A 23704-nucleotide genomic window follows, 5' to 3' on the forward strand; every position below is an offset into this window, starting at 1 on the left:
CTGAGGATGGGGATCGAGGAGAAGCTTCCGTCGGGCGTCCTGCTGACCACCGTCGAGGGCGTGGCCGGCTACATGCGCAAGGCCTCGCTGTGGCCGGCGACCTTCGGGCTGGCCTGCTGCGCGATCGAGATGATGACCAGCGGCGGCCCCAAGTACGACCTGGCCCGCTTCGGCATGGAGGTCTTCCGGGCCAGCCCGCGGCAGGCGGACCTGATGATCGTGGCCGGCCGGGTGAGCCAGAAGATGGCGCCGGTGCTGCGCCAGATCTACGACCAGATGCCCGAGCCCAAGTGGGTCCTGGCGATGGGGGTGTGCGCGAGCTCCGGCGGGATGTTCAACAACTACGCGATCGTGCAGGGCGTGGACCATGTCGTCCCGGTCGACATGTACCTCCCCGGCTGCCCGCCGCGCCCCGAGATGCTGATCGACGCGATCCTCAAGCTGCACGACCGCATCCAGCACGGGAAGCTCGGCAGCAACGAGGCCGCGGTCGTCGAGGAGCGCGAGAACGTCGCGCTGCGCGCGCTGCCGCTCATCGACCAGCGCGGGCTGTTGCGATGAGCGAGCGACGCGACGACGGGTCGCACGGCAACGAGCGGCACACCCCGGACGAGGCGGGTCAGGGCTCGCACGGCCCGGAGCGGCACGACACCGGACGCGACGAGGTCGTCGGCACCGGCCTGATGCCCGAGCCGACGACCGAGTCCACCACCGGCTTCCCCGGCGCGGGCGCGGTGGGCGCTCGAACGGGCATGTTCGGGGTGCAGGGCAGCGGCGACACCAGCGGGTACGGCGGGCTGCTGCGCAGCATCGCGCTCCCGCCGCTCGCGAAGCGGCCCTACGGCGGCTGGTACGACGACCTGGCCGACGCGGTCGCCGACCACCTCGGCGAGGAGCCGCGGGTGGTGCTGCACGCCGGCGAGCTGACCCTCGTCGTACGGCGGGAGGAGCTGCCCACCCTCATGCGCCACCTGCGCGACGACGAGCGGCTGCGCTTCGAGCTGTGCAGCGGCGTCAGCGGGGTGCACTACCCCGAGCAGATCGGCGCCGAGCTGCACGCCGTCTACCACCTGCTCTCGATGACCCACAACCGCCGGATCAGGGTGGAGGCCAGCGCTCCCGACGCCGACCCGCACCTGCCGAGCCTGGTGGCGGTCTACCCGACCCTGGACTGGCATGAGCGGGAGACCTTCGACATGTTCGGGCTGGTCTTCGACGGCCATCCGGCGCTGACCCGGATCCTGATGCCCGACGACTGGCCGGGCCACCCGCAGCGCAAGGACTATCCCCTGGGCGGGATCGCGGTGGACTACCACGGCGCGACCGTGCCACCGCCGGACGAGCGGAGGAGCTACGCATGAGCGACACCGAGACCGTCTTCACCGCCACCGGTCAGGACTGGGACGAGCTCAGCGACCTGCTCAAGGAGACGCCCGAGGAGCGGGTCGTGGTCAACATGGGGCCGCAGCACCCGTCCACCCACGGCGTCCTGCGGCTGATCCTCGAGCTCGAGGGCGAGACCGTCACCGAGGCCCGGTGCGGCATCGGCTACCTGCACACCGGCATCGAGAAGAACCTCGAGTACCGCAGCTGGGTGCAGGGCACCACGTTCGTCACCCGGATGGACTATCTCAGCCCGCTGTTCAACGAGACGGCGTACGTGCTCGGCGTCGAACGCCTGCTGGGCATCGAGGACGACGTGCCGGAGAAGGCGCGCGTCATGCGGGTGCTCCTGATGGAGCTCAACCGGATCTCCTCCCACCTGGTCGCGATCGCCACCGGCGGCATGGAGATCGGGGCGCTGACGGTGATGACGATCGGCTTCCGCGAGCGCGAGCTCGTCCTCGACCTCTTCGAGCTCATCACCGGCCTGCGGATGAACCACGCGTTCATCCGCCCCGGCGGCGTCGCGCAGGACCTGCCGCCCGGTGCGCTCGACGAGATCCGCGCGTTCATCGCGCTGATGCGCAAGCGGCTCAAGGAGTACGCCGCGCTGTGCAACGCCAACCCGATCTTCCGTGGGCGGCTGGAGGGGGTGGGTCATCTGGACCTGGAGGGGTGTCTGGCCCTCGGCATCACCGGCCCCATCCTGCGCTCCACCGGCTACCCGTGGGACCTGCGCAAGACCCAGCCCTACTGCGGCTACGAGGACTACGACTTCGACGTCATCACCTGGGACACCGCCGACTCCTACGGCCGCTTCCGGATCCGGCTGGAGGAGATGGAGGAGTCGCTGCGCATCGTCGAGCAGGCCGCCGATCGGCTCGGCCATCTGGAGGGTGCGCCCGTGATGGTGGCCGACAAGAAGATCGCCTGGCCCTCGCAGCTGGCGATCGGCACCGACGGGATGGGCAACAGCCTCGACCACATCCGCCACATCATGGGCGAGTCGATGGAGGCCCTCATCCATCACTTCAAGCTGGTCACCGAGGGCTTCCGGGTTCCGGCCGGCCAGGCCTACGCGGCGATCGAGTCGCCCCGCGGCGAGCTCGGCGCCCACGTGGTCAGCGACGGGGGCACGCGCCCCTACCGGGTGCACTTCCGCGACCCCTCGTTCACGAACCTGCAGGCGACGTCGGTGATGAGCGAGGGTGGCATGGTCGCCGACGTGATCGTCGCGATCGCCTCGATCGACCCGGTGATGGGAGGCGTCGACCGATGATCGACGAGAAGACCTACGCGGAGCTGCGCGAGATCGGCGAGCGCTACCCGCAGGCCCGCTCGGGGCTGCTGCCGATGCTGCATCTCGTCCAGTCGGTCGAGGGCTCGGTGACGCCGGCCGGCATCGAGGCCTGCGCCGAGGTGCTCGGCCTGACCGCCGCCGAGGTGAGCGCCGTCGCGACGTTCTACACGATGTACAAGCGCCACCGCGTCGGTGACTTCCACGTGGGGGTCTGCACGAACACCCTGTGCGCGGTGATGGGTGGCGACGCGATCCTGGCGCGGCTGGAGGAGCACCTCGGCGTCAGCGCCGACGAGGTCGCTCCGCAGCGGCAGGGCGACCAGTACACCGTGAGCCTCGAGCACGTCGAGTGCAACGCTGCCTGCGACTTCGCGCCGGTGGTGATGGTGAACTGGGAGTTCCTCGACAACCAGACGCCCGACGGCGTGGTCCGCACCGTCGAGGCACTGCGTGCCGGCCACCCGGTCGCCTCCACCCGTGGCCCCCGGATCTGCACCTGGCGCCAGGCCGAGCGGGTCTTGGCCGGCTTCGACGACGGGCTCGCCGACGAGGGCCCGGCAGCGGGTCCGGCCTCCCTGGCGGGGCTGCAGGCGTTCGCCACCCGGGCGGAGATCGCCGGGCTCGCCCAGCTCGCCGAGGCACCCCGTGAGGGCATGACGAGCCAGGAGCACGACCGATGAGCGCCCAGCTGCTGCCCGTCCTGACCGCCAACTGGGGCGAGGAGCGCGCATGGACGCTGGCCTCCTACGCCTCCTGGGGCGGCTACGAGGCGCTCGACCGGGCGCTTGCGATGACCCCCGAGGAGGTCGTCGAGACGGTCAAGGCCAGTGGCCTGCGCGGCCGCGGCGGCGCCGGCTTCCCCACCGGGATGAAGTGGGGCTTCCTCCCCGCCGAGAGCGACAAGCCGCGCTACCTCGTCGTCAACGCCGACGAGTCCGAGCCCGGGACCTGCAAGGACATCCCGCTGATGATGGCCTCGCCCCACACCCTGGTCGAGGGCGTGATCATCTCCAGCTACGCGATCAGGGCCAACCGGGCCTTCATCTACGTGCGCGGTGAGGTGTTGCACGTGATCCGCCGGCTCCGGGCGGCCGTGCAGGAGGCGTACGCCGCCGGCCACCTCGGCACCGACATCCACGGGAGCGGCTACGACCTCGAGCTGGTCGTGCACGCGGGCGCGGGCGCCTACATCTGCGGCGAGGAGACCGCCCTGTTGGACTCCCTGGAGGGCCGCCGCGGGCAGCCGCGGCTGCGCCCGCCCTTCCCCGCCGTGGCCGGTCTGTACGCCAGCCCGACGGTGATCAACAACGCCGAGTCGATCGCCTCGGTGCCGGCGGTCCTGAAGAACGGCGCCGAGTGGTTCGCGGCGATGGGCACCGAGAAGTCCAACGGTGTGGGCATCTTCTCGCTCTCGGGCCACGTCGTCCGGCCGGGCCAGTACGAGGCGCCGCTCGGCATCACCCTGCGCGAGCTGCTCGACATCGCCGGTGGGGTCCGGGCGGGCCACGAGCTCAAGTTCTGGACGCCGGGCGGCTCCTCCACGCCGCTGTTCACCCAGGAGCACCTCGACGTGCCCCTGGACTTCGAGTCGGTGGCCGCGGCCGGATCGATGCTGGGGACCCGCGCCCTGCAGATCTTCGACGACACCGTCTGCGTGGTGCGCGCGGTGCTGCGCTGGACGGAGTTCTACCGGCACGAGTCGTGCGGCAAGTGCACGCCGTGCCGCGAGGGCACCTACTGGCTGGCGCAGGTGCTGGCACGGCTCGAGCGCGGTCAGGGCTCCGAGGCCGACCTGGACCTGCTGCTCGACCAGTGCGACAACATCCTGGGCCGGTCCTTCTGCGCCCTGGGCGACGGCGCCACCTCGCCGATCACCTCCAGCATCAAGCACTTCCGCCAGGAGTACGTCGACCACCTCACCCACGGCGGCTGCCCGTTCGACCCGGCCGCCGCGACCCTCTTCGAGACGTCACCTTCCGCGGGTCGAGTGGTCACATCCGGGACATCGAGTGGTCAGGAGTCGCGATGACCGAGACGAAGAGCGTGGAGCACGCGGAGAAGACCGTCACCCTGACCATCGACGGCATCGCTGTGACGGTGCCGGAGGGGACGCTGGTGATCCGGGCCGCGGAGCAGGTCGGGGTCCAGATCCCGCGGTTCTGCGACCACCCGCTGCTCGCGCCGGTGGGCGCCTGCCGGCAGTGCCTGGTCGACATCCCCGACGCCGGCAACGGTCGTGGCTTCCCCAAGCCGCAGGCCTCCTGCACCATCCCGGTCGCCGAGGGCATGGTGGTCGAGACCAACAACGCCACCGCCAGCAAGGCGCAGCAGGGGATCATGGAGTTCCTGCTGGTCAACCACCCGCTGGACTGCCCGGTCTGCGACAAGGGCGGCGAGTGCCCGCTGCAGAACCAGGCGATGTCGTCCGGTAGGTCGGAGTCTCGCTTCGCCTCCACCGGAGGCGTCAAGCGAACCTTTCCCAAGCCGATCAACCTCTCGCCCAACATCCTGCTCGACCGCGAGCGCTGCATCGTGTGCCAGCGTTGCACCCGCTTCGCCGCCGAGATCCCGGGCGACCCCGGCATCGCCCTGATCGAGCGCGGCGCGCGTCAGCAGATCGGGATCGCCGAGGGCAGGGACTTCTCCTCCTACTTCTCCGGCAACGTCATTCAGATCTGTCCGGTCGGCGCGCTCACCTCGGCCGAGTACCGCTTCCGCTCCCGCCCCTTCGACCTCGTCTCGAGCACCGGCGTGGCCGAGCACGACGCGTGCGGGGCGGCCCTGCGCATCGACCACCGTCGCGGCACCGTGATGCGTCGCCTGGCCGGCAACGATCCGGAGGTCAACCAGGAGTGGATCAGCGACAAAGACCGCTTCGCCTTCCGGTACGCCGACGCCGCGGACCGGCTGCGCTACCCGATGGTCCGTGACAGCGACGACCCCGAGCGGTCGGTACGGCGGGCCGTGGAGCTGCGGCCGGCGTCGTGGCTGGAGGCGTTCGAGCTGGCGGCCCGTGGCCTCGCCGCGGCCGGGGGCGGCGACGCGGTGGGGGTGCTGGTGGGCGGCCGCGTCACGCTGGAGGACGCGGCGGCGTACTCCTCCTTCGCGCGCAGCACGCTGGGTGGGGCGGACATCGACTTCCGCGCCCGGCCGCTGTCGGCGGAGGAGACCCGCTTCCTGGCCGAGCACGTGCGCGGCCGGGCCGAGGTGACCTACGCCGATCTCGACGCCGCGCCCGAGGTGGTGCTGCTGGGGCTGGAGCCCGAGGACGAGGCCGGCACGATCTTCCTGCGGCTGCGCGCGTCGCGGCACGGCAAGCGGATCCGCACCGTGGCTCCGCTGCTCTCCGCCGGGTCGATCAAGCTCGGGGCCGAGCTCGTCGGCTGCACTCCGGGCGCGGAAGCCGCCGCCATCGCCGCGCTGGACGATGTCGCAGCCGGCGCTGTCGTCCTGGTCGGGGAGCGGCTCGCGATCTCGCCGGGGGCCCTGGACGCGGCCGCGGCCCTGGCCGAGCGGAGCGGCGCCCGGATGGCGTGGGTCCCGCGACGGGCCGGTGACCGCGGCGCGGTCGAGGCGGGCGCCTTCCCGCTCGACGCCGCCAGCCGCGACGCCGACCAGATCATCGCGGGGGTGCTGTCCGGCGACGTCCGAGCCCTGGTCGTGGGCGGCGTCGACCCCGACGACACCAGCGACCCGGCGGCCTTCCGGGCGGCGCTGGAGCAGGCCGAGCTCGTCGTCAGCCTCGAGTTGCGACCCTCCGAGGTCACCCGCCGCGCCGACGTCGTGCTCCCCGTCGCCGCCGTCACCGAGAAGGCCGGCACGTTCCTCACCTGGGAGGGCCGGCGCCGCCCCTTCCCGAAGGTGCTCGACAAGCCGGCCACCTACTCAGACGCCCAGATCCTCGAGCAGATCGCCACCCGCTACCCCGCGACCACCGGTGTCCTCGCCCGTCCGACGGAGCCGCTGCTCGAGATGAGGCCCGGCGACGAGGCGGGCCGCTACCGGACGGCAGCGCCGGGTCCGACCTTCCACCTGAGCACGTGGCGGCTCATGATCGACAACGCCAGCCTGCAGACGGGGGACAAGTCCTACGCGGCCACCGCCCGGCCCGCCGTCGCCCTGCTGAGCCGCGCGAACGTCGCACGGCTCGGTGCCACGGTGACGATCACCGGCGACCGCGGCTCGGTCACGGTGCCGGTGGCGGAGGCCGATCTCGCCGACGACGTCGTCTGGCTGCCGACCAACAGCATCGGTCGGGGCGTGTGGGCGGACCTGGCCTCGCCGGGCTCGAGCGTGGAGGTGACCTCGGCATGAACCAGACCGGTCTGGCCGACTTCGGCGCCGACGCGTGGTGGGTCGTGCTGATCAAGGTCGTGCTCATCTTCGGGGTGTGCGTGGTGCTCACCTTGTTCAACATCTGGTGGGAGCGTCGCGTCGTCGCCCGGATGCAGCACCGGATCGGCCCGAACGTGCACGGCCCCTTCGGTCTGCTGCAGAGCCTGGCCGACGGCGTGAAGCTGGCGCTCAAGGAGGATCTCACCCCCACCAACGCCGACCGGATCGTGTTCATCACCGCGCCCATCCTGGCGGTGGTGCCGTCATTCGTGACCTTCAGCGTGATCCCGTTCGGGCCGGTCGTCGACTTCTTCGGCCGGCGCACGCCGCTGCAGTTGACCGACCTGCCGGTCGCGGTGCTGTTCGTGATGGCGATCGCGAGCATCGGCATCTACGGCATCGTGCTCGGCGGCTGGGCGAGCGGGTCGACGTACTCGCTCCTGGGCGGCCTGCGCTCGAGTGCGCAGATGATCTCCTACGAGGTGGCCATGGGCCTGGCGCTGGTGGCCGTCTTCCTCTACGCCGGCAGCCTGTCCACCAGTGCGATCGTCGCGGCGCAGGGTGACATGTGGTTCGGGCTGGTGCTGATGCCGAGCTTCCTCATCTATGCGATCTCGATGGTCGGGGAGACCAACCGGGCGCCGTTCGACCTGCCCGAGGCCGAGGGTGAGCTGGTCGGCGGCTTCCACACCGAGTACTCCTCGCTGAAGTTCGCGCTGTTCTTCCTGGCCGAGTACGTCAACATGGCGACCGTCTCGGCGCTGGCCACCACGCTCTTCCTGGGCGGCTGGCACGTGCCGTTCTGGATCGACCACGTCTGGGCCGGCGCGAACGAGGGCTACTGGCCGGTGCTGTGGTTCTTCGGCAAGCTCCTCGGCTTCATCTGGGTCTTCATCTGGCTGCGCGGCTCGCTGCCGCGGCTTCGCTACGACCAGTTCATGGCGCTGGGCTGGAAGCGGCTGATCCCGCTGGCCCTGGTCTGGATCCTGGTGGTCGCGGTGGTCCGGGTGGTCGCCCTGGAGAACGACTTCGACCCGCGCTGGGTGGCCCTTCCGGCGGTGCTGTTCACCGTCGCGATGCTGGCGGTCCTGCTGCGCGGCCCGAAGGCGCCGCAGCTGCCGGTGGCCGAGCACCAGGGTGCCTTCCCGGTGCCGCCCATGCCGGCCGGTGGCGCGGTGCGCGGCCGTGCCGAGGGCCTGGTCTTTCCCGCGTACGCCGAGCCTGTCGAGGCGGCCCGCGCCCCTCGACAGGCCCGGGAAGCAGCGGCAGGTGCATCGATCGAGGAGGCCTCATGAGCATCAAGGAGAGTCTGTGGGACCCGGTCGCGGGCTTCGCCGTCACCTTCACCACCCAGTTCAAGAAGCCGGTCACCGAGCAGTACCCGTTCGAGAAGTCGCCGACGGCACCGCGCTTCCACGGGCGGCACCAGCTCAACCGGCACCCCGACGGGCTGGAGAAGTGCGTCGGGTGCGAGCTGTGCGCCTGGGCATGCCCGGCCGACGCGATCTACGTCGAGGGCGCGGAGAACTCCGACCTGCCCGACGCGGACGGCAACAGCCAGCGCTTCTCCCCCGGTGAGCGCTACGGCCGCGTCTACCAGATCAACTACCTGCGCTGCATCCTGTGCGGCCTGTGCATCGAGGCCTGTCCGACCCGGGCGCTGACGATGACGAACGAGTACGAGCTTGCCGACACCTCCCGGGAGAGCCTGATCTACCAGAAGCAGGACCTGCTCGCCCCGCTCGAGCCGGGCATGGAGCAGCCGCCGCACCCGATGCGGCTCGGCGAGGACGAGCAGAGCTACTACGCGCCCGAGAGCATCGTGCGATGACGGCGACGTACGTGATCACCGCGCCGCTGATGATCCTGGCCGCGCTCGGGATCCTGGTGGTCCGCAAGGCGGTGCACGCCGCGCTGCTGCTGGCGGTGGTGATGATCGACCTGGCCTTCGTCTACGCCAGCCTGGACGCGCCGTTCCTGTTCGCCGTGCAGATCATCGTCTACACCGGCGCGGTGCTGATGCTGTTCCTGTTCGTGCTGATGCTCGTCGGCGTCGACGTGTCCGACTCGGTGGTCGAGACGATCCGGGGACATCGCCTGGCCTCCCTGGCCGCGGGGCTGATCCTCGGCGTGCTCCTGGTGGTGATGATCGGGCAGCTCTCGCTCGGCACCATGAAGGGCCTCGCCCGGGCGAACGCCGGGGGCAACCTCCAGGCGCTGGCCGACGCGCTCTTCGGACGGTACGTCGTCGCGTTCGAGGCGACCAGTGCCCTGCTGATCACGGCCGCTGTCGGGGCGATGGTCCTGGCCCACCGCGAGCGCACCGAGCCGAAGCCGTCCCAGGCGGAGCTGGCCCGCGGGCGCGTCCGCGACTACGGCGAGACCGGCCTGCACCTGGGGCCGCTGCCGCCGCCGGGGACCCTGGCCCGGCACAACGCGGTCGGCACACCGGCCCTGCTGCCCGACGGAAGCCCGTCCTCGAAGAGCGTGCCGAGCACCCTGCACGGCACCCGCGAGCTGGAGGAGAGGTCGTCATGAGCACGGTGACGCCGTACCTGATCCTGAGCGCGATCCTGTTCACCATCGGCTGCACCGGCGTCCTCATCCGGCGCAACGCGATCGTGGTGTTCATGTGCGTGGAGCTGATGCTCAACGCTGGCAACCTCGCGCTGGTCGCCTTCAGCCGGCTGCACGGCAACCTCGACGGCCAGGTCACCGCCTTCTTCGTGATGGTGGTCGCGGCGGCGGAGGTCGTCATCGGACTGGCGATCATCATGACGATCTTCCGGACCCGCCGGTCGGCGTCCGTCGACGACGCGAGCCTGCTCAAGTGGTGAGCACGCTGGTGGTCCTCGTCATCGCGCTGCCGCTGGCGGGCGCGGCGGTGCTGCTGCTCGGTGGGCGGCTGACCGACAGGTGGGGGCCGCTGCTGGCGACCGCGCTGCCGATCGTGTCCTTCGCGCTGGCACTGGTCCTGTTCGTCCACGAACTGCGCGCTCCCTCGGGAGGTGGGGGAGGGGGCGACGACGCCCGCAGCCATCTCGTCCACCTGTACACCTGGATCCACGCCGGCCGGCTCGACGTCGGTGCCGACCTGCTCTACGACCAGCTCTCCAGCGTGTTCCTGCTGTTGATCACCGGTGTGGGGTCGCTGATCCACCTCTACTCGCTGGGCTACATGGCCCACGATGTGCGTCGGCGCCGGTTCTTCGGCTACCTCAACCTGTTCGTCGCGGCGATGCTCACCCTGGTGCTGGCAGCGAACTACCTCGTGCTGTTCCTGGGCTGGGAGGGTGTCGGCCTGGCGTCGTACCTGCTGATCGGCTTCTGGCAGCACAAGCCCAGTGCCGCCGCGGCGGCCAAGAAGGCGTTCGTGATGAACCGGGTCGGCGACATGGGCCTCTCGCTGGCGATCGCGCTGTGCTTCACCACCTTCGGCTCGACCGCGTTCGACACGGTCAACGCCGGCGCCGCCCACGCCGGCGAGACCCGGATGACCTGGCTGGGCCTGCTGCTCCTGCTCGGTGCCTGCGGGAAGTCGGCGCAGGTCCCGCTGCAGGCCTGGCTGCTCGACGCGATGGAGGGCCCGACGCCCGTCTCGGCGCTGATCCACGCGGCCACGATGGTCACCGCCGGTGTCTACCTGATGGTCCGCTCGCACGCCATCCTCGACGCCGCCCCGGGCGCCCGGACGGCGGTGGTGGTGGTGGCGGTCGTGACGCTGCTGTGGGGCGCGATCATCGGAACCGCGAAGGACGACATCAAGAAGGTGCTGGCCGGCTCCACGATGAGCCAGATCGGCTACATGATGCTGGCGGCCGGCCTCGGCCCGGCCGGCTACGCGTTCGCGATCTTCCACCTGCTCACCCACGGCTTCTTCAAGGCCAACATGTTCCTGGGGGCCGGCTCGGTGATGCACGCGATGGACGATGACGTGGACATGCGGCACTACGGCGCGCTGCGCAAGGCCATGCCGGTGACGTTCGTGACCTTCGCGATGGGCTACCTCGCGATCATCGGGTTCCCGGGCTTCTCCGGGTTCTGGTCGAAGGACAAGATCATCGACGCCGCCTGGCACCAACACTGGTGGATCGGGGCCCTCGCCCTCCTCGGTGCCGGCATCACCGCCTTCTACATGACCCGGCTGATGCTGCTCACCTTCTTCGGCGAGCGTCGCTGGCTCGAGCGCGTACACCCCCACGAGTCGCCGGCGGTCATGACCGGTCCCCTGGTCGTGCTCGCGGCGCTCTCCGTCCTCGGCGGGCTGATGTTGATCGGCAGCTGGATCCAGGACTACCTGGCTCCGGTCGTCGGCGCACCGCCGGAGGACTCGGCCGGAGCGCCCGCGTGGCTGATCTCGGTGCTCGCCGTCGTGGTGGTGGCGGCCGGCGTCGCCCTGGCCTGGGTCCTGATAGGTCGGCGCCCTGTCCCGGCGACCGCGCCCGCGGACGTCGCCTGGCCCGTCACCCTCGCCCGGCACGATCTGTACGGCGATGCCATCAACGACACCCTCGTGATCGAGCCCGGCCGTCGACTCACCGGTGCGCTGCTGCAGATCGACCGGTACGGCGTCGACGGCGCGTTGACCGGCGGCCCGGTCGCCGTCGGTGCCTTCGCCGGGGTCTTCCGCAGGCTGCAGAACGGCTACGTGCGGTCCTACGCGCTCTCGGTCCTCGGCGGCGGTCTCGTCGTCGTTCTCGCCCTGATGGTGGTGAACTGGCAGTGATCACGACGCTGTGCATCCTCCCGCTGGTCGGCGCGGTGTGCTGCTACCTGGCAGGGCTGCGCTCGCCCGGCGCGGCCCGAGCGGTGGCGCTCGGGTTCGCCGTCGCCACCCTGGTCGTCGCGATCGTGGCGGCGGTGCGCTTCGACAAGGCCGGCCGGGGCTTCCAGGAGACCGTCGACGTCGACTGGATCCAGCGCATCGGCGTGCACTGGTCGCTCGGGCTGGACGGGATGGCACTGCTGCTGGTGCTGCTGACAGCGGTGCTGGTGCCGATCGTGATGCTGAGCGCGTGGCGCGGCCACGGGCACGGCTGGTTCGCCTGGGCGCTCGCGCTGGAGTCCTTCGGGCTGATCGTCTTCTGCGCGACCGACGTGTTCTTGTTCTACGTGTTCTTCGAGGCCACGCTGATCCCGGCGTACTTCATGATCGGCGGCTGGGGTGCCCTGCCGGCCAAGGCCGGCAAGCGCGCCGGGGCCGCGCTGAAGTTCCTGATGTACCAGCTCGGCGGGGGCCTGGTGCTGCTCGGCGGTGTGATCGGCCTCTACGCGGTGCAGGACGGATCGCCGTCGTACCTCTTCACCGATCTGCAGCACGTCGACATCTCCACGGTGGCCGGACGCTGGATCTTCGTCGCCTTCTTCATCGGCTTCGCGGTCAAGGCACCGCTGTTCCCCTTCCACACCTGGCTCGCCGACACCACCGAGAGCGCCACGCCCCAGACGAGCGTGCTGCTGGTCTGTGTGCTCGACAAGATCGGCACCTTCGGGATGCTGCGCTACTGCCTGGGACTGCTGCCCGAGGCCAGCCAGTGGGCCACCCCGGTCGTGGTCACGCTGTGCCTGATCTCGATCGTGTACGGCGCCTTCCTCGCCATCGGCCAGGACGACATCCTGCGGCTGATCGGCCTGACCTCGCTGAGCCACTTCGGCTTCATCGCGCTGGGGATCTTCGTGCTCACCAGCGCCGGCAGGTCCGAGCAGGGTGCGTCGGGTGCGATCCTCTACATGGTCAACCACGGGGTGGCTACCGCGGCGATGTTCCTGGTCGCGGGCTCCCTGATCCAGCGCCGCGGGACCGCCTCGATCCGTGGCATCCGCGGCGTCGAGCAGAGCGCCCCGGTCCTGGCGGGTCTGCTGCTGGTCGCCGGCCTGGCCACGGCGGGCCTACCGGGGCTGTCCCAGTTCGTCTCGGAGATCCTGGTCCTCATCGGCGCCTTCGACTACCACTGGTGGGTCGGCGGCGTGGCCGTCACCGGCATCGTGCTGGCGGCGATCTACGTGCTGTGGCTCTACCAGCGGACCATGACCGGGCCGCCCGGGCCCGCGCTCACCGAGCCGGTCGGGGCGCGCCGGCGAGCGGAGATCATGGACCTGACCCGCGTCGAGGTGGCCATCGTGGCGCCGCTCATGGTCGCGCTGGTGCTCTTCGGCTTCTACCCGGCTCCGCTGCTGGACCTGGCCAACCCGGTCGTCCAGCATCTCGGTGACACCGGCTGGTTCTCCTACCAGGCGCTGGGAGGACAGTGATGTTCCAGCAACCTCATCTCGAGTACGGCGTCCTGTGGCCGATCCTGCTGGTCTTCGGACTCGCCTGCGTCGGGATCGTGGTGGAGGCGTTCGCGCCTCGGTCGCGCCGGTTCCCGTTGCAGGTGGCGATGACCGGCGCCGGCCTGGTGGTCGCCCTGGTGCGCGTGATCTGGATCGCGACGGACCTCAACACCGGTGGCGCCACCCCGCACACCGTCGCGGAGGGAGCGATCGTCGTGGACGGCCCCGGCGTCCTGCTGTGGGCGGTGATCCTGGTGGTCGCCCTGGCCGGGGTCTGCCTGTTCGCCGAGCGCCAGCTCGACGGGGGCGTCTCCGCGTTCGCCGGTCAGGCCGCGGCGCTGCCGGGCACCGCGGCGGAGCGGACCGCCTCGCAGCAGGGCCTGGACCACACCGAGGTCTACCCGCTGCTGCTCTTCGCTGTCGGCGGGATGATGCTCTTCCCGGTCGCCGGCGACCTGCTGATGCTGTTCGTCGCGCTCGAGGTGCTGAGCCTGCCGCTCTACCTGCTGGTGGGACTGGCGCGCCGGCGCCGGCTGCTCTCCCAGGAGGCGGCGTTGAAGTACTTCCTGCTCGGCGCCTTCTCCTCCGGGTTCTTCCTCTACGGCCTCGCCCTGGTCTACGGGTACGCCGGCACACTCGACCTGGCCGGCATCGGCCGCGTCGTGCGGCACGGCGGCCCGAACCACCCGCTGCTGATCGTCGGGATGGGGCTGATGGCGGTGGGGCTGCTCTTCAAGGTCGGCGCTGTGCCGTTCCACGCCTGGACGCCGGACGTCTACCAGGGTGCGCCGACGGCCGTGACGGCCTGGATGAGTGCGGCGACCAAGGTGGCGGCCTTCGGGGCGCTGCTGCGGCTGTTCGTGGTCGCGTTCGGCCACGACCGGCTCTCCTGGCAGCCCGTGCTCGGCGTGATCGCCATCGCGACGATGCTCTTCGGGGCCGGGATCGCCGTCGTGCAGAGCGACGTGAAGCGGATGCTCGCCTACAGCGCGGTCGCCCACACCGGCTTCCTGCTCACCGGCGTGGTCGGCTTCTCGGCCGGCGACAACGACGGCGCCGACGCCACCCACGCCGTGCTCTTCTACCTGGTCGCCTACTCGGTCGCCACCGTCGGCGCCTTCGCGCTGGTCACCGTGGTCCGCGACAGCAACGGCGAGGCCACGTCCTTCGCCAAGTGGACAGGGCTGGGCAGACGCTCGCCGAGCGTGGCGGTGCTGTTCGCACTCTTCCTGTTCTCGATGGCCGGCATCCCGTTGACCGGCGGCTTCATCGGGAAGTGGGAGGTCTTCACGGTGGCGCTGCGGGCAGGCTACTGGCCGGTGGTGGTGGCGGCGATCGCTGCCAGCATCGTCTCGGTCTTCTTCTACGTGCGCTTCGTGCTGCTGCTGTTCTTCATCGAGCCGAAGGCGGCCGACGCGGCCCCGGAGCAGTCGCTCGGTGTCGTCGCCGTACCGGCCTGGGGGAGCATCGCGGTGATAGCGGTCTGCGCGGCCGGCACGATTTTCCTCGGCGTCCTGCCGGACCCCGTTCTGCATCTGATCGACAATGCGGGATCATTCCTCGGGTGAGCACTGCTGACCTGGCCCTGCCCATCTCCGACGAGGCCCTCGCCCAGCGCCTGAGCGCGCGGCTGGCGCTGGTGGAGAAGGCTCTGGCCGACCACGTCCGCAGCCGGTCGCCGTTCGTCAGCGAGGCCGCCGCCCACCTGCTCGAGGCCGGCGGGAAGCGGTTCCGCCCGCTGTTGGTGCTGCTGGCGGCCGAGACCGGCGATCAGCCCGATGCCGACGACGTGATCACCGCCGCCTGCGTCGTGGAGCTCACCCACCTGGCCTCGCTCTACCACGACGACGTCATGGACGAGGCGCTCGTGCGCCGTGCCGCCGACTCGGCCAACGCCCGCTTCGACAACAACATCGCCATCCTCACCGGCGACCTGCTCTTCGCCCGCTCCTCCGAGCTCACCGCCGACCTGGGCGCCGACGCCGTCGGCATCCAGTCGCGGGCCTTCGCCCGACTGGTGGAGGGCCAGATCCTCGAGGGCGTCGCACCGGGGCCGGGCGAGGATCCGGTCGCGCACCACCTCGACGTGGTCGCCGGCAAGACGGGTGCGCTGATCGCCACCTCCGCGCTGTACGGCGCCCGGTTCGGTGGGGCGTCGCGCGAGATCGAGGAGGCGCTGACGGCGTACGGCGAGATCGTCGGCGTCGCCTTCCAGATCTCCGACGACATCCTCGACATCGCCTCCGAGTCCGACGAGTCCGGCAAGACGCCCGGAACCGACCTGCGCGAGGGTGTGCCCACCCTGCCGGTGTTGATCGCCCGGCGCTCCTCGGCACCGGAGGACCGCCGGCTGCTGGAGTTGCTCGACACCGACCTCGACGACGACGAGGCGCTGGCCGAGTGCTTGGCACTGCTACGGACTCATCCGGCGATGGACGAGGCCCGCGCGTACGTGGTGGGCGAGGCGCAGAAGGCCAAGGCGCTGCTGGAGGTGCTGCCACAGGGACCGGTGCGCGACGCCCTGGAGCGGTTCGCCGACGTGGTGGCGGTGCGCTCGGCCTGACGGCGTCGTCGAGTGTCCAGCCGCCCGACGCTCCCGCCGAGACGCAATTCAGCAGAATCCACAGCGTCAGCACAGAATCTCTGATCTACTTCACGAGCCCCGCCCTGCGGGGATCGCCCCTGTCTCGAACCCCTGGAGCTCTCCGTGCGTCGTACCACCATCGCCACGACCGTGATCGCAGCGGCAGCTTCCGTCGTGCTGATCGTCCCGAGCGCCCAGGCGGCGTCGTTGGGCCGCAAGCTGAGCGGCACTGCCAGCTGCGACCAGGGCCAGGCCACGCTCGCCACCTCGGTCAACCACGCCGGTACCGAGCGGGGCAAGGTCACGCTCACCGGGCTGGGCAACAAGGACTGGAAGGGCGGCTTGCAGCTGAACCCGGAGGCCGCCTACGAGGCGGCCATGGCCGACGGTGACCTCAGCGACAGCGAGCTCGAGGCGTTGTTCGACGGTCCCCACAAGAGCTTCGTGGCGAAGCACGGCCGCATCAGCGAGAAGCGCAAGCTGCGTGACTCGCGCTCGCTGGACGCGACAGCCAACTTCAGGTCCGGCGTGGAGGTCTGCAGCATCTCGGTGTCGGGCGATGCCGGGCAGTTCGTCGCCAGCGGCAACGACGGCGGCATCGGCGTGCGGGTCAACGGCAAGCCCGCGGTGCAGGCCTACGTCACCGGCGAGGCGCACCACCGCTTCCGCTTCAGCTTCACCGTGCGGACCAAGGCCGGCACGAGGCACTGGTCCGCGACCCGGATCGCCGGCAGCGTGGGCGCGGCCGAGGCGACGATGCCCAGCGTGCGGGAGCTGAGCTCGTTCACGGAGGCGTCGGTCACCGTCACCGACCTCACCGTGCACATCGGCTCGGAGACGTTCAAGCTGCAGCGCTGAGCCGAGCGCGCGCCGCCCGGGCTCAGCCGACGGTCCAGGTGTCCCCGGCGTTGAGCAGGGCGGCGAGCCGCTCCTCGGGTGCTCCGTCGGTGGCGGCCCGGGCATCGGCTACCTGGGCGCGGGCCTGATCGTCGTACGTCGGGCGCTGGACCTGGCGGAAGATGCCGATCGGAGACCGGTGCAGGACGCCGGCGTCGGTCAGCCGCGAGAGGGCGAAGGCGGTGGTGGGGTCGGGGTGGTGCGCGTCGTGGACGAGCACGCTCCCCAGACCCACCTCGGCGACCGCGGCGACCTTCACGCCGCCGGTGGCCGAGTCGCGGATGAGGCCCTGGGACCCGTCGGCGCCGAAGACGATCGGCTCACCGTGGACCAGCGGGATGATCGCGCCTGCCTTGGTATCGGGGCTCTTGAGGTCGTCGAAGGCGCCGTCGTTGAAGATCGGGCAGTTCTGGTAGATCTCGACCAGCGCGGCGCCGCGGTGGGCGGCCGCCGCCGAGAGCACCGCGGTCAGGTGCGAGCGGTCGGAATCGATCGTGCGCGCCACGAACGTCGCCTCGGCACCCAGGGCCAGCGAGACCGGGTTGAAGGGGTGGTCGATCGACCCGACCGGAGTCGACTTGGTGACCTTGCCGGTCTCGGAGGTGGGGGAGTACTGGCCCTTGGTCAGACCGTAGATCCGGTTGTTGAACAGCAGGATCGTCAGGTTCACGTTGCGGCGCAGCGCGTGGATCAGGTGGTTGCCGCCGATCGAGAGCGCGTCGCCGTCGCCGGTGACGACCCACACCGAGAGGTCCTCGCGGGCGGTCGCGATGCCGGTCGCGATCGACGGCGCACGGCCGTGGATCGAGTGCATGCCGTAGGTGTCGAGGTAGTAGGGGAACCGCGACGAGCACCCGATGCCGGAGACGAAGACGATGTTCTCGCGGCGCAGGCCGAGACCGGGGAGGAAGCCCTGCACCGCCTTCAGGACGGCGTAGTCACCGCAACCGGGGCACCAGCGCACCTCCTGGTCGGAGGTGAACTCCTTGCCCGTCTGGGGCATGTCGGTGGTCGGGACCGACTCGATGCCGGAGCGGAAGGACGGGTTCTCGAGATCGACTGACATCACAGCTCCTCGCCGGGCTCGATGGCGGTGTTCGACAGGTCGACGGTCACGCCCTCGGCCTCCGCGACCAGGGCGCCGATCGCCTCGGCCAGCTCCGAGGACTTCAGCGGCAGGCCGCGCACCACGTTGAACCCGACGGCGTCGACGAGGTAGCGGGCGCGCAGCAGCAGGGAGAGCTGGCCCATGTTCATCTCCGGCACCAGCACCTTGTCGTAGCGCCGGAGGATCGCCCCGAGGTCGTCGGGGAAGGGGTTGAGGTGCCGCAGATGGGCCTGGGCGACGTCGAAGCCGGCCTTGCGGACATGACGCACCGCCGATCCGATCGGGCCGTAGGTCGAGCCCCAGCCGATCACCAGCACCTTGGCGCGCCCCTCCCCGGGCGGACCGGACGGGTCGTCGACCTCGAGCGGCGGCAGCGATGCGGCGATGCGGGCCACCTTGGCGGCGCGGTGACGGACCATCAGGTCGTGGTTGGCGGGGTCGTAGGAGATGTTCCCGTGACCATCGCCCTTCTCCAGGCCGCCGATGCGGTGCTCCAGACCCGGCGTACCGGGGATCGCCCAGGGCCGCGCGAGGGTCTGCTCGTCGCGCAGGTAGGGCCAGAACTCCCCCGTCCCGCCCTCGCCGCCGTGGTTGGGCCCGGTCGCGAAGGCAGGGTCGATGACGGGCAGGTCCTCGACCGCCGGGATGCGCCAGGGCTCGGATCCGTTGGCCAGGTAGCCGTCGGAGAGCAGCATCACCGGGGTGCGGTAGGTGACGGCGATCCGGGCGGCCTCGAGCGCGGCGTCGAAGCAGTCGCCCGGTGTCGCGGGCGCGACGATCGGCACCGGCGCCTCGCCGTTGCGGCCGAACATCGCCTGGAGCAGGTCGGACTGCTCGGTCTTGGTCGGCAGGCCGGTGGAGGGCCCGCCGCGCTGCACGTTGACGACGATCAGCGGAAGCTCGGTCATCACCGCGAGGCCGATCGCCTCACCCTTGAGCGCGATGCCCGGTCCGGAGGTGGTGGTCACCCCGAGGGAGCCGGCGTACGAGGCGCCGATCGCCGACCCGACACCGGCGATCTCGTCCTCGGCCTGGAACGTCGTCACGCCGAAGGACTTGTGCTTGGAGAGCTCGTGCAGGATGTCCGAGGCCGGGGTGATGGGGTAGGACCCCAGGAAGACGGGGAGACCGGAGCGCACGCCCGCGGCGACCAGGCCGTACGCGAGCGCCAGGTTGCCGGTGATGTTGCGGTAGGTGCCCGCCGGCACCGGCGCCGGCTTGATCTCGTAGGAGACGGCGAAGGCCTCGGTGGTCTCGCCGTAGTTCCACCCGGTCTTGAACGCGGTGATGTTCGCGTCGCGGATCTCGGGCACCTTGGCGAACCGCCGGCTCAGGAACGCGATCGTCGACTCGGTGGGCCGGCCGTACATCCACGACAGCAGCCCGAGCGCGAACATGTTCTTCGCGCGCGAGGCGTCCTTGCGGGAGAGGCCGAACTCCTTGACCGCCGCGACGGTCATGCCCGTCAGGTCGACGGGGTGGACCTGGAAGTCGGCCAACGGGCTCGGTCCCTCTCCGGGCTCGAGCGGGTTGGTGTGGTAGCCGGCCTTGGCCAGGTTCCGGGTGGTGAAGTCGGCGGTGTCCACGATGATCGTGGCGCCCTTGGGCAGCTCGGCCAGGTTCGCCCGCAGTGCGGCCGGGTTCATCGCGACCAGCACGTCGGGAGCATCGCCGGCGGTCATGACGTCGTGATCGGCGAAGTGCACCTGGAAGGACGAGACGCCGGGGATCGTGCCCTGGGGGGCGCGGATCTCGGCTGGGAAGTTCGGCAACGTCATGAGGTCGTTGCCGAAGACGGCGGACTCCTGGGTGAACCGGTCGCCGGTGAGCTGCATGCCGTCACCGGAGTCGCCTGCGAACCGGATGACCACCCGATCGAGCTGCTTGACCTGCTTCGCCACGCTGTGCACCCCTTCGAACGCCGAGCCTGTGCTCACACCCACGGCCGTGGCCGTGCTGGTCGCTCCCACGTACGGTCACGCGACTTTCCACAGTAGCCGTCGCTTGGTGCCGGTACCCGCAGCCTGGGTCGGAGCATGAAACGAGAACACGTTCTCACTGTTCCGACCCGCTGTCCACGAATCGGACAGCCGGTATTAAGTCGCGTAGGGTAGGTGACATTACCGAGAAACAGTGGTCGGTCGGCCACTGCCTGAACGTGAGGAAACGAGGACACATGACGTCGATCAAGGTCACGGCTGCGCTCGTCGCTGCCGGGGTGCTGGCCTTGACCGGGTGCGGCAGCAACTCCGGTTCATCCAGTGCGGGAACACTCAACATCGTCGGCTTCTCCGTGATGGAGCAGGCCAACCAGAAGGTGTTCGCCGCCTTCGAGAAGACCGCGGCCGGCAAGGGGTGGAACCTCCAGGGTGCCTACGGCGCCTCCGGCACCGAGCGTGATGCGGTGATCGGCGGCCAGAAGGCCGACGAGGTCCACCTCTCCCTCGAGCCCGACGTCGCCAAGCTGGTCGACGCCGGCAAGGTCGCCTCCTCCTGGGCGGACAACGCGACCAAGGGCATCTGCACCGACTCCGTCGTCGTCTTCGGCGTCCAGAAGGGCAACCCCAAGGGCATCAAGACCTGGGACGACCTGCTCAAGCCGGGCGTACAGATCGTCACGCCGGACCCGGGCTCCTCCGGCTCGGCGAAGTGGAACCTGCTGGCTGCCTACGGCGCCTACCTCCAGGAGACCGGCAGTCCCGCGGGCGCCGAGGCCGACATGAAGAAGTTCATGGCCAACGTGGTCAGCTGGCCCAGCTCGGGCCGCGACGCCACCAGCGCGTTCGAGAACGGCACCGGCGACGTCCTGCTCTCCTACGAGAACGAGATGATCCTGGCGCGCCAGTCGGGTCAGAGCATCGACTACACCGACCCCGACACCAGCCTCCTGATCGAGAACCCGTGCGCGGTGACCAAGGACGCGCCGAAGGCCGCCAGCGACTTCCTCGCCTTCCAGAAGTCCGCTGCCGGGCAGAAGCTGTACGTCGAGACCGGGTTCCGCCCGCTCGCCGGTGTCGACACCGGCACGGTGACGGTCAAGGGTGCCAACGACCCGAGCAACCCGTTCCCGACCATCGCGCACCTGCAGACCATCGACAAGGACTTCGGCGGCTGGGACTCGGCCAACACGAAGTACTTCGACGAGACCAACGGCATCCTCACCAAGCTCAAGGCTGACTACAGCAAGTGAGCGCGAGGCCGTTGGGTCGCGGCGCCGGGCTGGGACTCGGCGTCGCGATGATCTGGTTCAGCCTCCTGATCCTCATCCCGCTGGCCGCCATCATCGTGAAGGCGGCCGGCGGGGGTCCGTCCACGTTCGGCCACGTGCTGACCGAGAGCGAGACCCGCGACGCACTGCTCCTCACCGTGAAGATGAGCGTGATCGTCACCATCGTCAACGTCGTGGTCGGCACGCTGATCGCGTGGGAGCTGGTCCGTGACCGGCCCGCTCGGGCGCGAGGTGCGGCGGCGGTGGGCGAGTGGTTCTGGGGCAAGGTCCGGGTCGTGATCGACCTGGTCATCGACATCCCGTTCGCGCTGCCGACGATCGTCGCCGGCCTGGTGCTGCTCTCGCTGTACGGGCCGCACAGCCCGCTCGGCCTGCACTGGGCGCCGACGACGCAGAAGGCCATCCTGGTCGCGATCGCGTTCGTCACGCTGCCGTTCGTCGTACGGACGGTGCAGCCGGTGCTGGAGGAGCTGGACACGGATGTGGAGGACGCGGCGGCCTCACTCGGGGCCGGCCGGCTGACGATCCTGCGCCGCATCGTGCTGCCCAGCGTGCTGCCGGCGATCTTCGCGGGCGCCTCGCTCTCGTTCGCGCGCGGACTCTCCGAGTACGGTTCGCTGGTGCTGCTCTCCTCGAACAGCCCGCACCGCACCGAGACGGTCTCGGTGCGGCTGTTCGCCTTCATCGAGCAGAGCAACACCCGGTCCGCAGCCGCGCTGGCCACCATCCTGCTGGTGGTGGCGCTGCTGGCCATCGTCGTCCTCGACGTGGTGCAGAGGCGGGTGGCGCGGCGTGGGTAGGTGGCTGCGGCGACTCATCGTGGTCGCCTATCTCTCGCTGCTGGTGCTGTGGCCGACGTGGTACGTCGTGAAGAACACCTTCTCCGGCGGGTTCGGCGCCTTCTGGGACGTCCTGCAGATGCCGGAGGTGACCTCCGCCCTGGAGGTGACGGCGCGGATCTCGGTGATCGCGGTGGCGATCAACGTGGTCTTCGGTGTCTGGATCTCGCTCGTGCTCGTGCGCTACACGTTCCCGGGGCGACGCATCCTGTCGGCACTCATCGACCTCCCGCTCTCGGTCTCCCCGGTCGTGGTCGGGCTCGCCCTGATGCTGGTCTACAGCCCGGCGTACGGCTGGTTCGGCAAGCCCCTGGACGGTGCCGGGATCGAGATCGTCTTCGCGACCCCGGGCATGGTGCTGGCGACCTGCTTCGTCACCCTGCCGCTGGTGATCCGCGAGGTCGTGCCCGTGCTCGAGGAGCTCGGCGACGACCAGGAGCAGGCCGCCCGGTCGCTGGGCGCCGGTACCTGGCAGACCTTCTGGCGGATCACTGTTCCCGGCATCCGGTGGGCGCTCATCTACGGCCTCGTGCTCAGCCTGGCCCGCGCGCTGGGCGAGTTCGGCGCCGTCAAGGTGGTCAGCTCGCGCATCGCGGGCCAGTCGATGACCGCCACCACCCTCGTCGAGGCGCGCAGCCAGTTCGCGCCCGGCGAGGCCTACGCACTGTCGTTCCTGTTGGCCTTCGCCGGCGTCGTGTGCCTGGTGATCGTGGCACTCCTGCGCGCGCAGGCCAACCGTTCCCTGGGAGAGAAGTCATGAGCATCGAGGTCCGTGGGGTCTCCAAGAGATACGGCGACTTCGTCGCCCTGGACGACGTGTCGGTGTCGCTGCCCACCGGCCAGCTGACGGCCCTGCTCGGCCCGTCCGGCGGCGGCAAGTCCACGCTGCTGCGGATCATCGCCGGGCTGGACTCCGCCGACACCGGGACGGTGGCGATCGAGGGCACCGAGGCCACCCACCTGCCGCCGCAGAAGCGCAACGTGGGCTTCGTGTTCCAGCACTATGCGGTCTTCAAGCACATGACGGTGGCGAAGAACGTCGCCTTCGGCCTGGAGATCCGCAAGCGCCCCAAGGCCGAGGTGGCGGCCCGGGTCAAGGAGCTGCTCGAGCTGGTCCATCTCTCCCAGTTCGCCGATCGGCTGCCCTCGCAGCTCTCCGGTGGCCAGCGGCAGCGGATGGCGCTGGCGCGCGCGCTGGCGGTCTCGCCGTCGGTGCTGCTGCTCGACGAGCCGTTCGGGGCGCTCGACGCGAAGGTCCGCAAGGAGCTGCGTGACTGGCTGCGCCGGCTGCACGACGAGGTGCACGTGACGACCGTCTTCGTCACCCACGACCAGGAGGAGGCCCTCGAGGTCGCCGACGAGATCGTGGTGATCAACAACGGCCGGGTGGAGCAGGTCGGCTCGCCGGATCAGCTCTACGACGCTCCGGCGAACGACTTCGTGATGTCGTTCCTGGGCGACGTGACCACGCTGGGCGGCTCGCTGATCCGGCCGCACGACATCGAGGTGACCCTCGCGCCGGTGGGGCCGGACTCGGTGGAGGGCACCGTGGCGCGGGTGCTGCGGATCGGCTTCGAGGTGCGGCTGACGGTGCTGACGGATCCTGGCGAGGTCGTCACCGTGGAGATGACGCGCACGCACGCGAAGCGCCTCGGCGTGGAGGAGGGTTCGACGGTGTTCCTCTCCGCCGTGGTCGGTGCGACGACGGTGTGAGGCTTACCTGGCGTGCGGTTGTGACCCCTGGGGGTCACAACCG

The 23704-nt window shown here is 70.2% G+C and carries 21 protein-coding genes; 19 read left to right on the forward strand and 2 right to left on the reverse strand.

Going from position 1 to position 23704, the window contains the following annotated elements; all coding sequences use genetic code 11:
• Window positions 1-6: 6 nt before the first annotated feature.
• The 15 genes from P5P86_RS03760 to P5P86_RS03830 all read left to right on the forward strand — a co-directional run bounded on the left by P5P86_RS03760 (window position 7) and on the right by P5P86_RS03830 (window position 16733).
• Window positions 7-561, forward strand: a complete 555-nt coding sequence (locus tag P5P86_RS03760) for a NuoB/complex I 20 kDa subunit family protein (protein ID WP_280609951.1) — start codon at window positions 7-9, stop codon at window positions 559-561.
• A complete protein-coding gene (locus P5P86_RS03765; RefSeq protein WP_446724918.1) occupies window positions 558-1361 on the forward strand; it encodes an NADH-quinone oxidoreductase subunit C in 804 nt (267 codons plus the stop codon). Before P5P86_RS03760 ends, P5P86_RS03765 begins: the two co-directional genes overlap by 4 nt.
• Window positions 1358-2662, forward strand: coding sequence for an NADH-quinone oxidoreductase subunit D (locus P5P86_RS03770; protein WP_280609952.1), 1305 nt, complete (start codon window positions 1358-1360; stop codon window positions 2660-2662). Before P5P86_RS03765 ends, P5P86_RS03770 begins: the two co-directional genes overlap by 4 nt.
• On the forward strand, window positions 2659-3363 hold the full coding sequence (nuoE, locus tag P5P86_RS03775) for an NADH-quinone oxidoreductase subunit NuoE (protein WP_280609953.1): 705 nt from the start codon (window positions 2659-2661) through the stop codon (window positions 3361-3363). The genes P5P86_RS03770 and nuoE overlap by 4 nt, the downstream gene beginning before the upstream one ends.
• Window positions 3360-4712: an NADH-quinone oxidoreductase subunit NuoF gene (gene nuoF, locus P5P86_RS03780; protein ID WP_280609954.1), complete on the forward strand. Its 1353-nt coding sequence runs from the start codon at window positions 3360-3362 to the stop codon at window positions 4710-4712. The genes nuoE and nuoF overlap by 4 nt, the downstream gene beginning before the upstream one ends.
• A complete protein-coding gene (locus P5P86_RS03785) occupies window positions 4709-6997 on the forward strand; it encodes an NADH-quinone oxidoreductase subunit G (RefSeq protein WP_280609955.1) in 2289 nt (762 codons plus the stop codon). Before nuoF ends, P5P86_RS03785 begins: the two co-directional genes overlap by 4 nt.
• Window positions 6994-8313: an NADH-quinone oxidoreductase subunit NuoH gene (nuoH, locus tag P5P86_RS03790; RefSeq protein ID WP_280609956.1), complete on the forward strand. Its 1320-nt coding sequence runs from the start codon at window positions 6994-6996 to the stop codon at window positions 8311-8313. Before P5P86_RS03785 ends, nuoH begins: the two co-directional genes overlap by 4 nt.
• Window positions 8310-8849: an NADH-quinone oxidoreductase subunit NuoI gene (gene nuoI, locus P5P86_RS03795; RefSeq protein ID WP_280609957.1), complete on the forward strand. Its 540-nt coding sequence runs from the start codon at window positions 8310-8312 to the stop codon at window positions 8847-8849. The genes nuoH and nuoI overlap by 4 nt, the downstream gene beginning before the upstream one ends.
• A complete protein-coding gene (locus tag P5P86_RS03800; protein WP_280609958.1) occupies window positions 8846-9556 on the forward strand; it encodes an NADH-quinone oxidoreductase subunit J in 711 nt (236 codons plus the stop codon). The genes nuoI and P5P86_RS03800 overlap by 4 nt, the downstream gene beginning before the upstream one ends.
• Window positions 9553-9855 carry an NADH-quinone oxidoreductase subunit NuoK gene (nuoK, locus tag P5P86_RS03805; RefSeq protein WP_280609959.1) on the forward strand — a complete coding sequence of 101 codons (303 nt, stop codon included), beginning with the start codon at window positions 9553-9555 and terminating at the stop codon, window positions 9853-9855. The genes P5P86_RS03800 and nuoK overlap by 4 nt, the downstream gene beginning before the upstream one ends.
• Window positions 9849-11744: an NADH-quinone oxidoreductase subunit L gene (nuoL, locus tag P5P86_RS03810; RefSeq protein WP_280609960.1), complete on the forward strand. Its 1896-nt coding sequence runs from the start codon at window positions 9849-9851 to the stop codon at window positions 11742-11744. The genes nuoK and nuoL overlap by 7 nt, the downstream gene beginning before the upstream one ends.
• On the forward strand, window positions 11741-13270 hold the full coding sequence (locus P5P86_RS03815) for an NADH-quinone oxidoreductase subunit M (RefSeq protein WP_280609961.1): 1530 nt from the start codon (window positions 11741-11743) through the stop codon (window positions 13268-13270). Before nuoL ends, P5P86_RS03815 begins: the two co-directional genes overlap by 4 nt.
• The gene (nuoN, locus tag P5P86_RS03820) at window positions 13270-14859 is read left to right on the forward strand and encodes an NADH-quinone oxidoreductase subunit NuoN (RefSeq protein WP_280609962.1); all 1590 of its coding nucleotides are present in this window, start codon (window positions 13270-13272) and stop codon (window positions 14857-14859) included. Before P5P86_RS03815 ends, nuoN begins: the two co-directional genes overlap by 1 nt.
• Window positions 14856-15854 (forward strand): polyprenyl synthetase family protein, encoded by a 999-nt coding sequence (locus P5P86_RS03825; protein WP_280609963.1) that lies wholly within the window; start codon window positions 14856-14858, stop codon window positions 15852-15854. The genes nuoN and P5P86_RS03825 overlap by 4 nt, the downstream gene beginning before the upstream one ends.
• A 144-nt stretch (window positions 15855-15998) precedes the next feature.
• Window positions 15999-16733 (forward strand): hypothetical protein, encoded by a 735-nt coding sequence (locus tag P5P86_RS03830; RefSeq protein ID WP_280609964.1) that lies wholly within the window; start codon window positions 15999-16001, stop codon window positions 16731-16733.
• 22 nt (window positions 16734-16755) lie between these two features.
• Here P5P86_RS03830 and P5P86_RS03835 read toward each other — a convergent pair whose 3' ends face one another.
• Together P5P86_RS03835 and P5P86_RS03840 are read right to left on the reverse strand one after the other, a co-directional pair.
• The gene (locus P5P86_RS03835) at window positions 16756-17838 is read right to left on the reverse strand and encodes a 2-oxoacid:ferredoxin oxidoreductase subunit beta (RefSeq protein WP_446724919.1); all 1083 of its coding nucleotides are present in this window, start codon (window positions 17836-17838) and stop codon (window positions 16756-16758) included.
• Window positions 17838-19781, reverse strand: coding sequence for a 2-oxoacid:acceptor oxidoreductase subunit alpha (locus P5P86_RS03840; RefSeq protein ID WP_280609965.1), 1944 nt, complete (start codon window positions 19779-19781; stop codon window positions 17838-17840). The genes P5P86_RS03835 and P5P86_RS03840 overlap by 1 nt, the downstream gene beginning before the upstream one ends.
• Window positions 19782-20056: 275 nt before the next feature.
• Here P5P86_RS03840 and P5P86_RS03845 point away from each other — a divergent pair, with 275 nt between their 5' ends.
• Genes P5P86_RS03845 through P5P86_RS03860 form a run of 4 tightly spaced genes read left to right on the forward strand, consistent with a single transcriptional unit; the run spans window position 20057 to window position 23661 of the window.
• Window positions 20057-21070 carry an extracellular solute-binding protein gene (locus P5P86_RS03845; RefSeq protein ID WP_280609966.1) on the forward strand — a complete coding sequence of 338 codons (1014 nt, stop codon included), beginning with the start codon at window positions 20057-20059 and terminating at the stop codon, window positions 21068-21070.
• A complete protein-coding gene (locus P5P86_RS03850) occupies window positions 21067-21909 on the forward strand; it encodes an ABC transporter permease (protein ID WP_280609967.1) in 843 nt (280 codons plus the stop codon). The genes P5P86_RS03845 and P5P86_RS03850 overlap by 4 nt, the downstream gene beginning before the upstream one ends.
• Window positions 21902-22708, forward strand: coding sequence for a sulfate ABC transporter permease (locus tag P5P86_RS03855; RefSeq protein WP_280609968.1), 807 nt, complete (start codon window positions 21902-21904; stop codon window positions 22706-22708). Before P5P86_RS03850 ends, P5P86_RS03855 begins: the two co-directional genes overlap by 8 nt.
• Entirely contained in the window at window positions 22705-23661 is a 957-nt protein-coding gene (locus P5P86_RS03860) for a sulfate/molybdate ABC transporter ATP-binding protein (RefSeq protein WP_280609969.1), read from the forward strand. The genes P5P86_RS03855 and P5P86_RS03860 overlap by 4 nt, the downstream gene beginning before the upstream one ends.
• Window positions 23662-23704: the final 43 nt, after the last annotated feature.

This window comes from Nocardioides sp. BP30, from assembly GCF_029873215.1.
In the GTDB taxonomy this organism is placed as follows: domain Bacteria; phylum Actinomycetota; class Actinomycetes; order Propionibacteriales; family Nocardioidaceae; genus Nocardioides.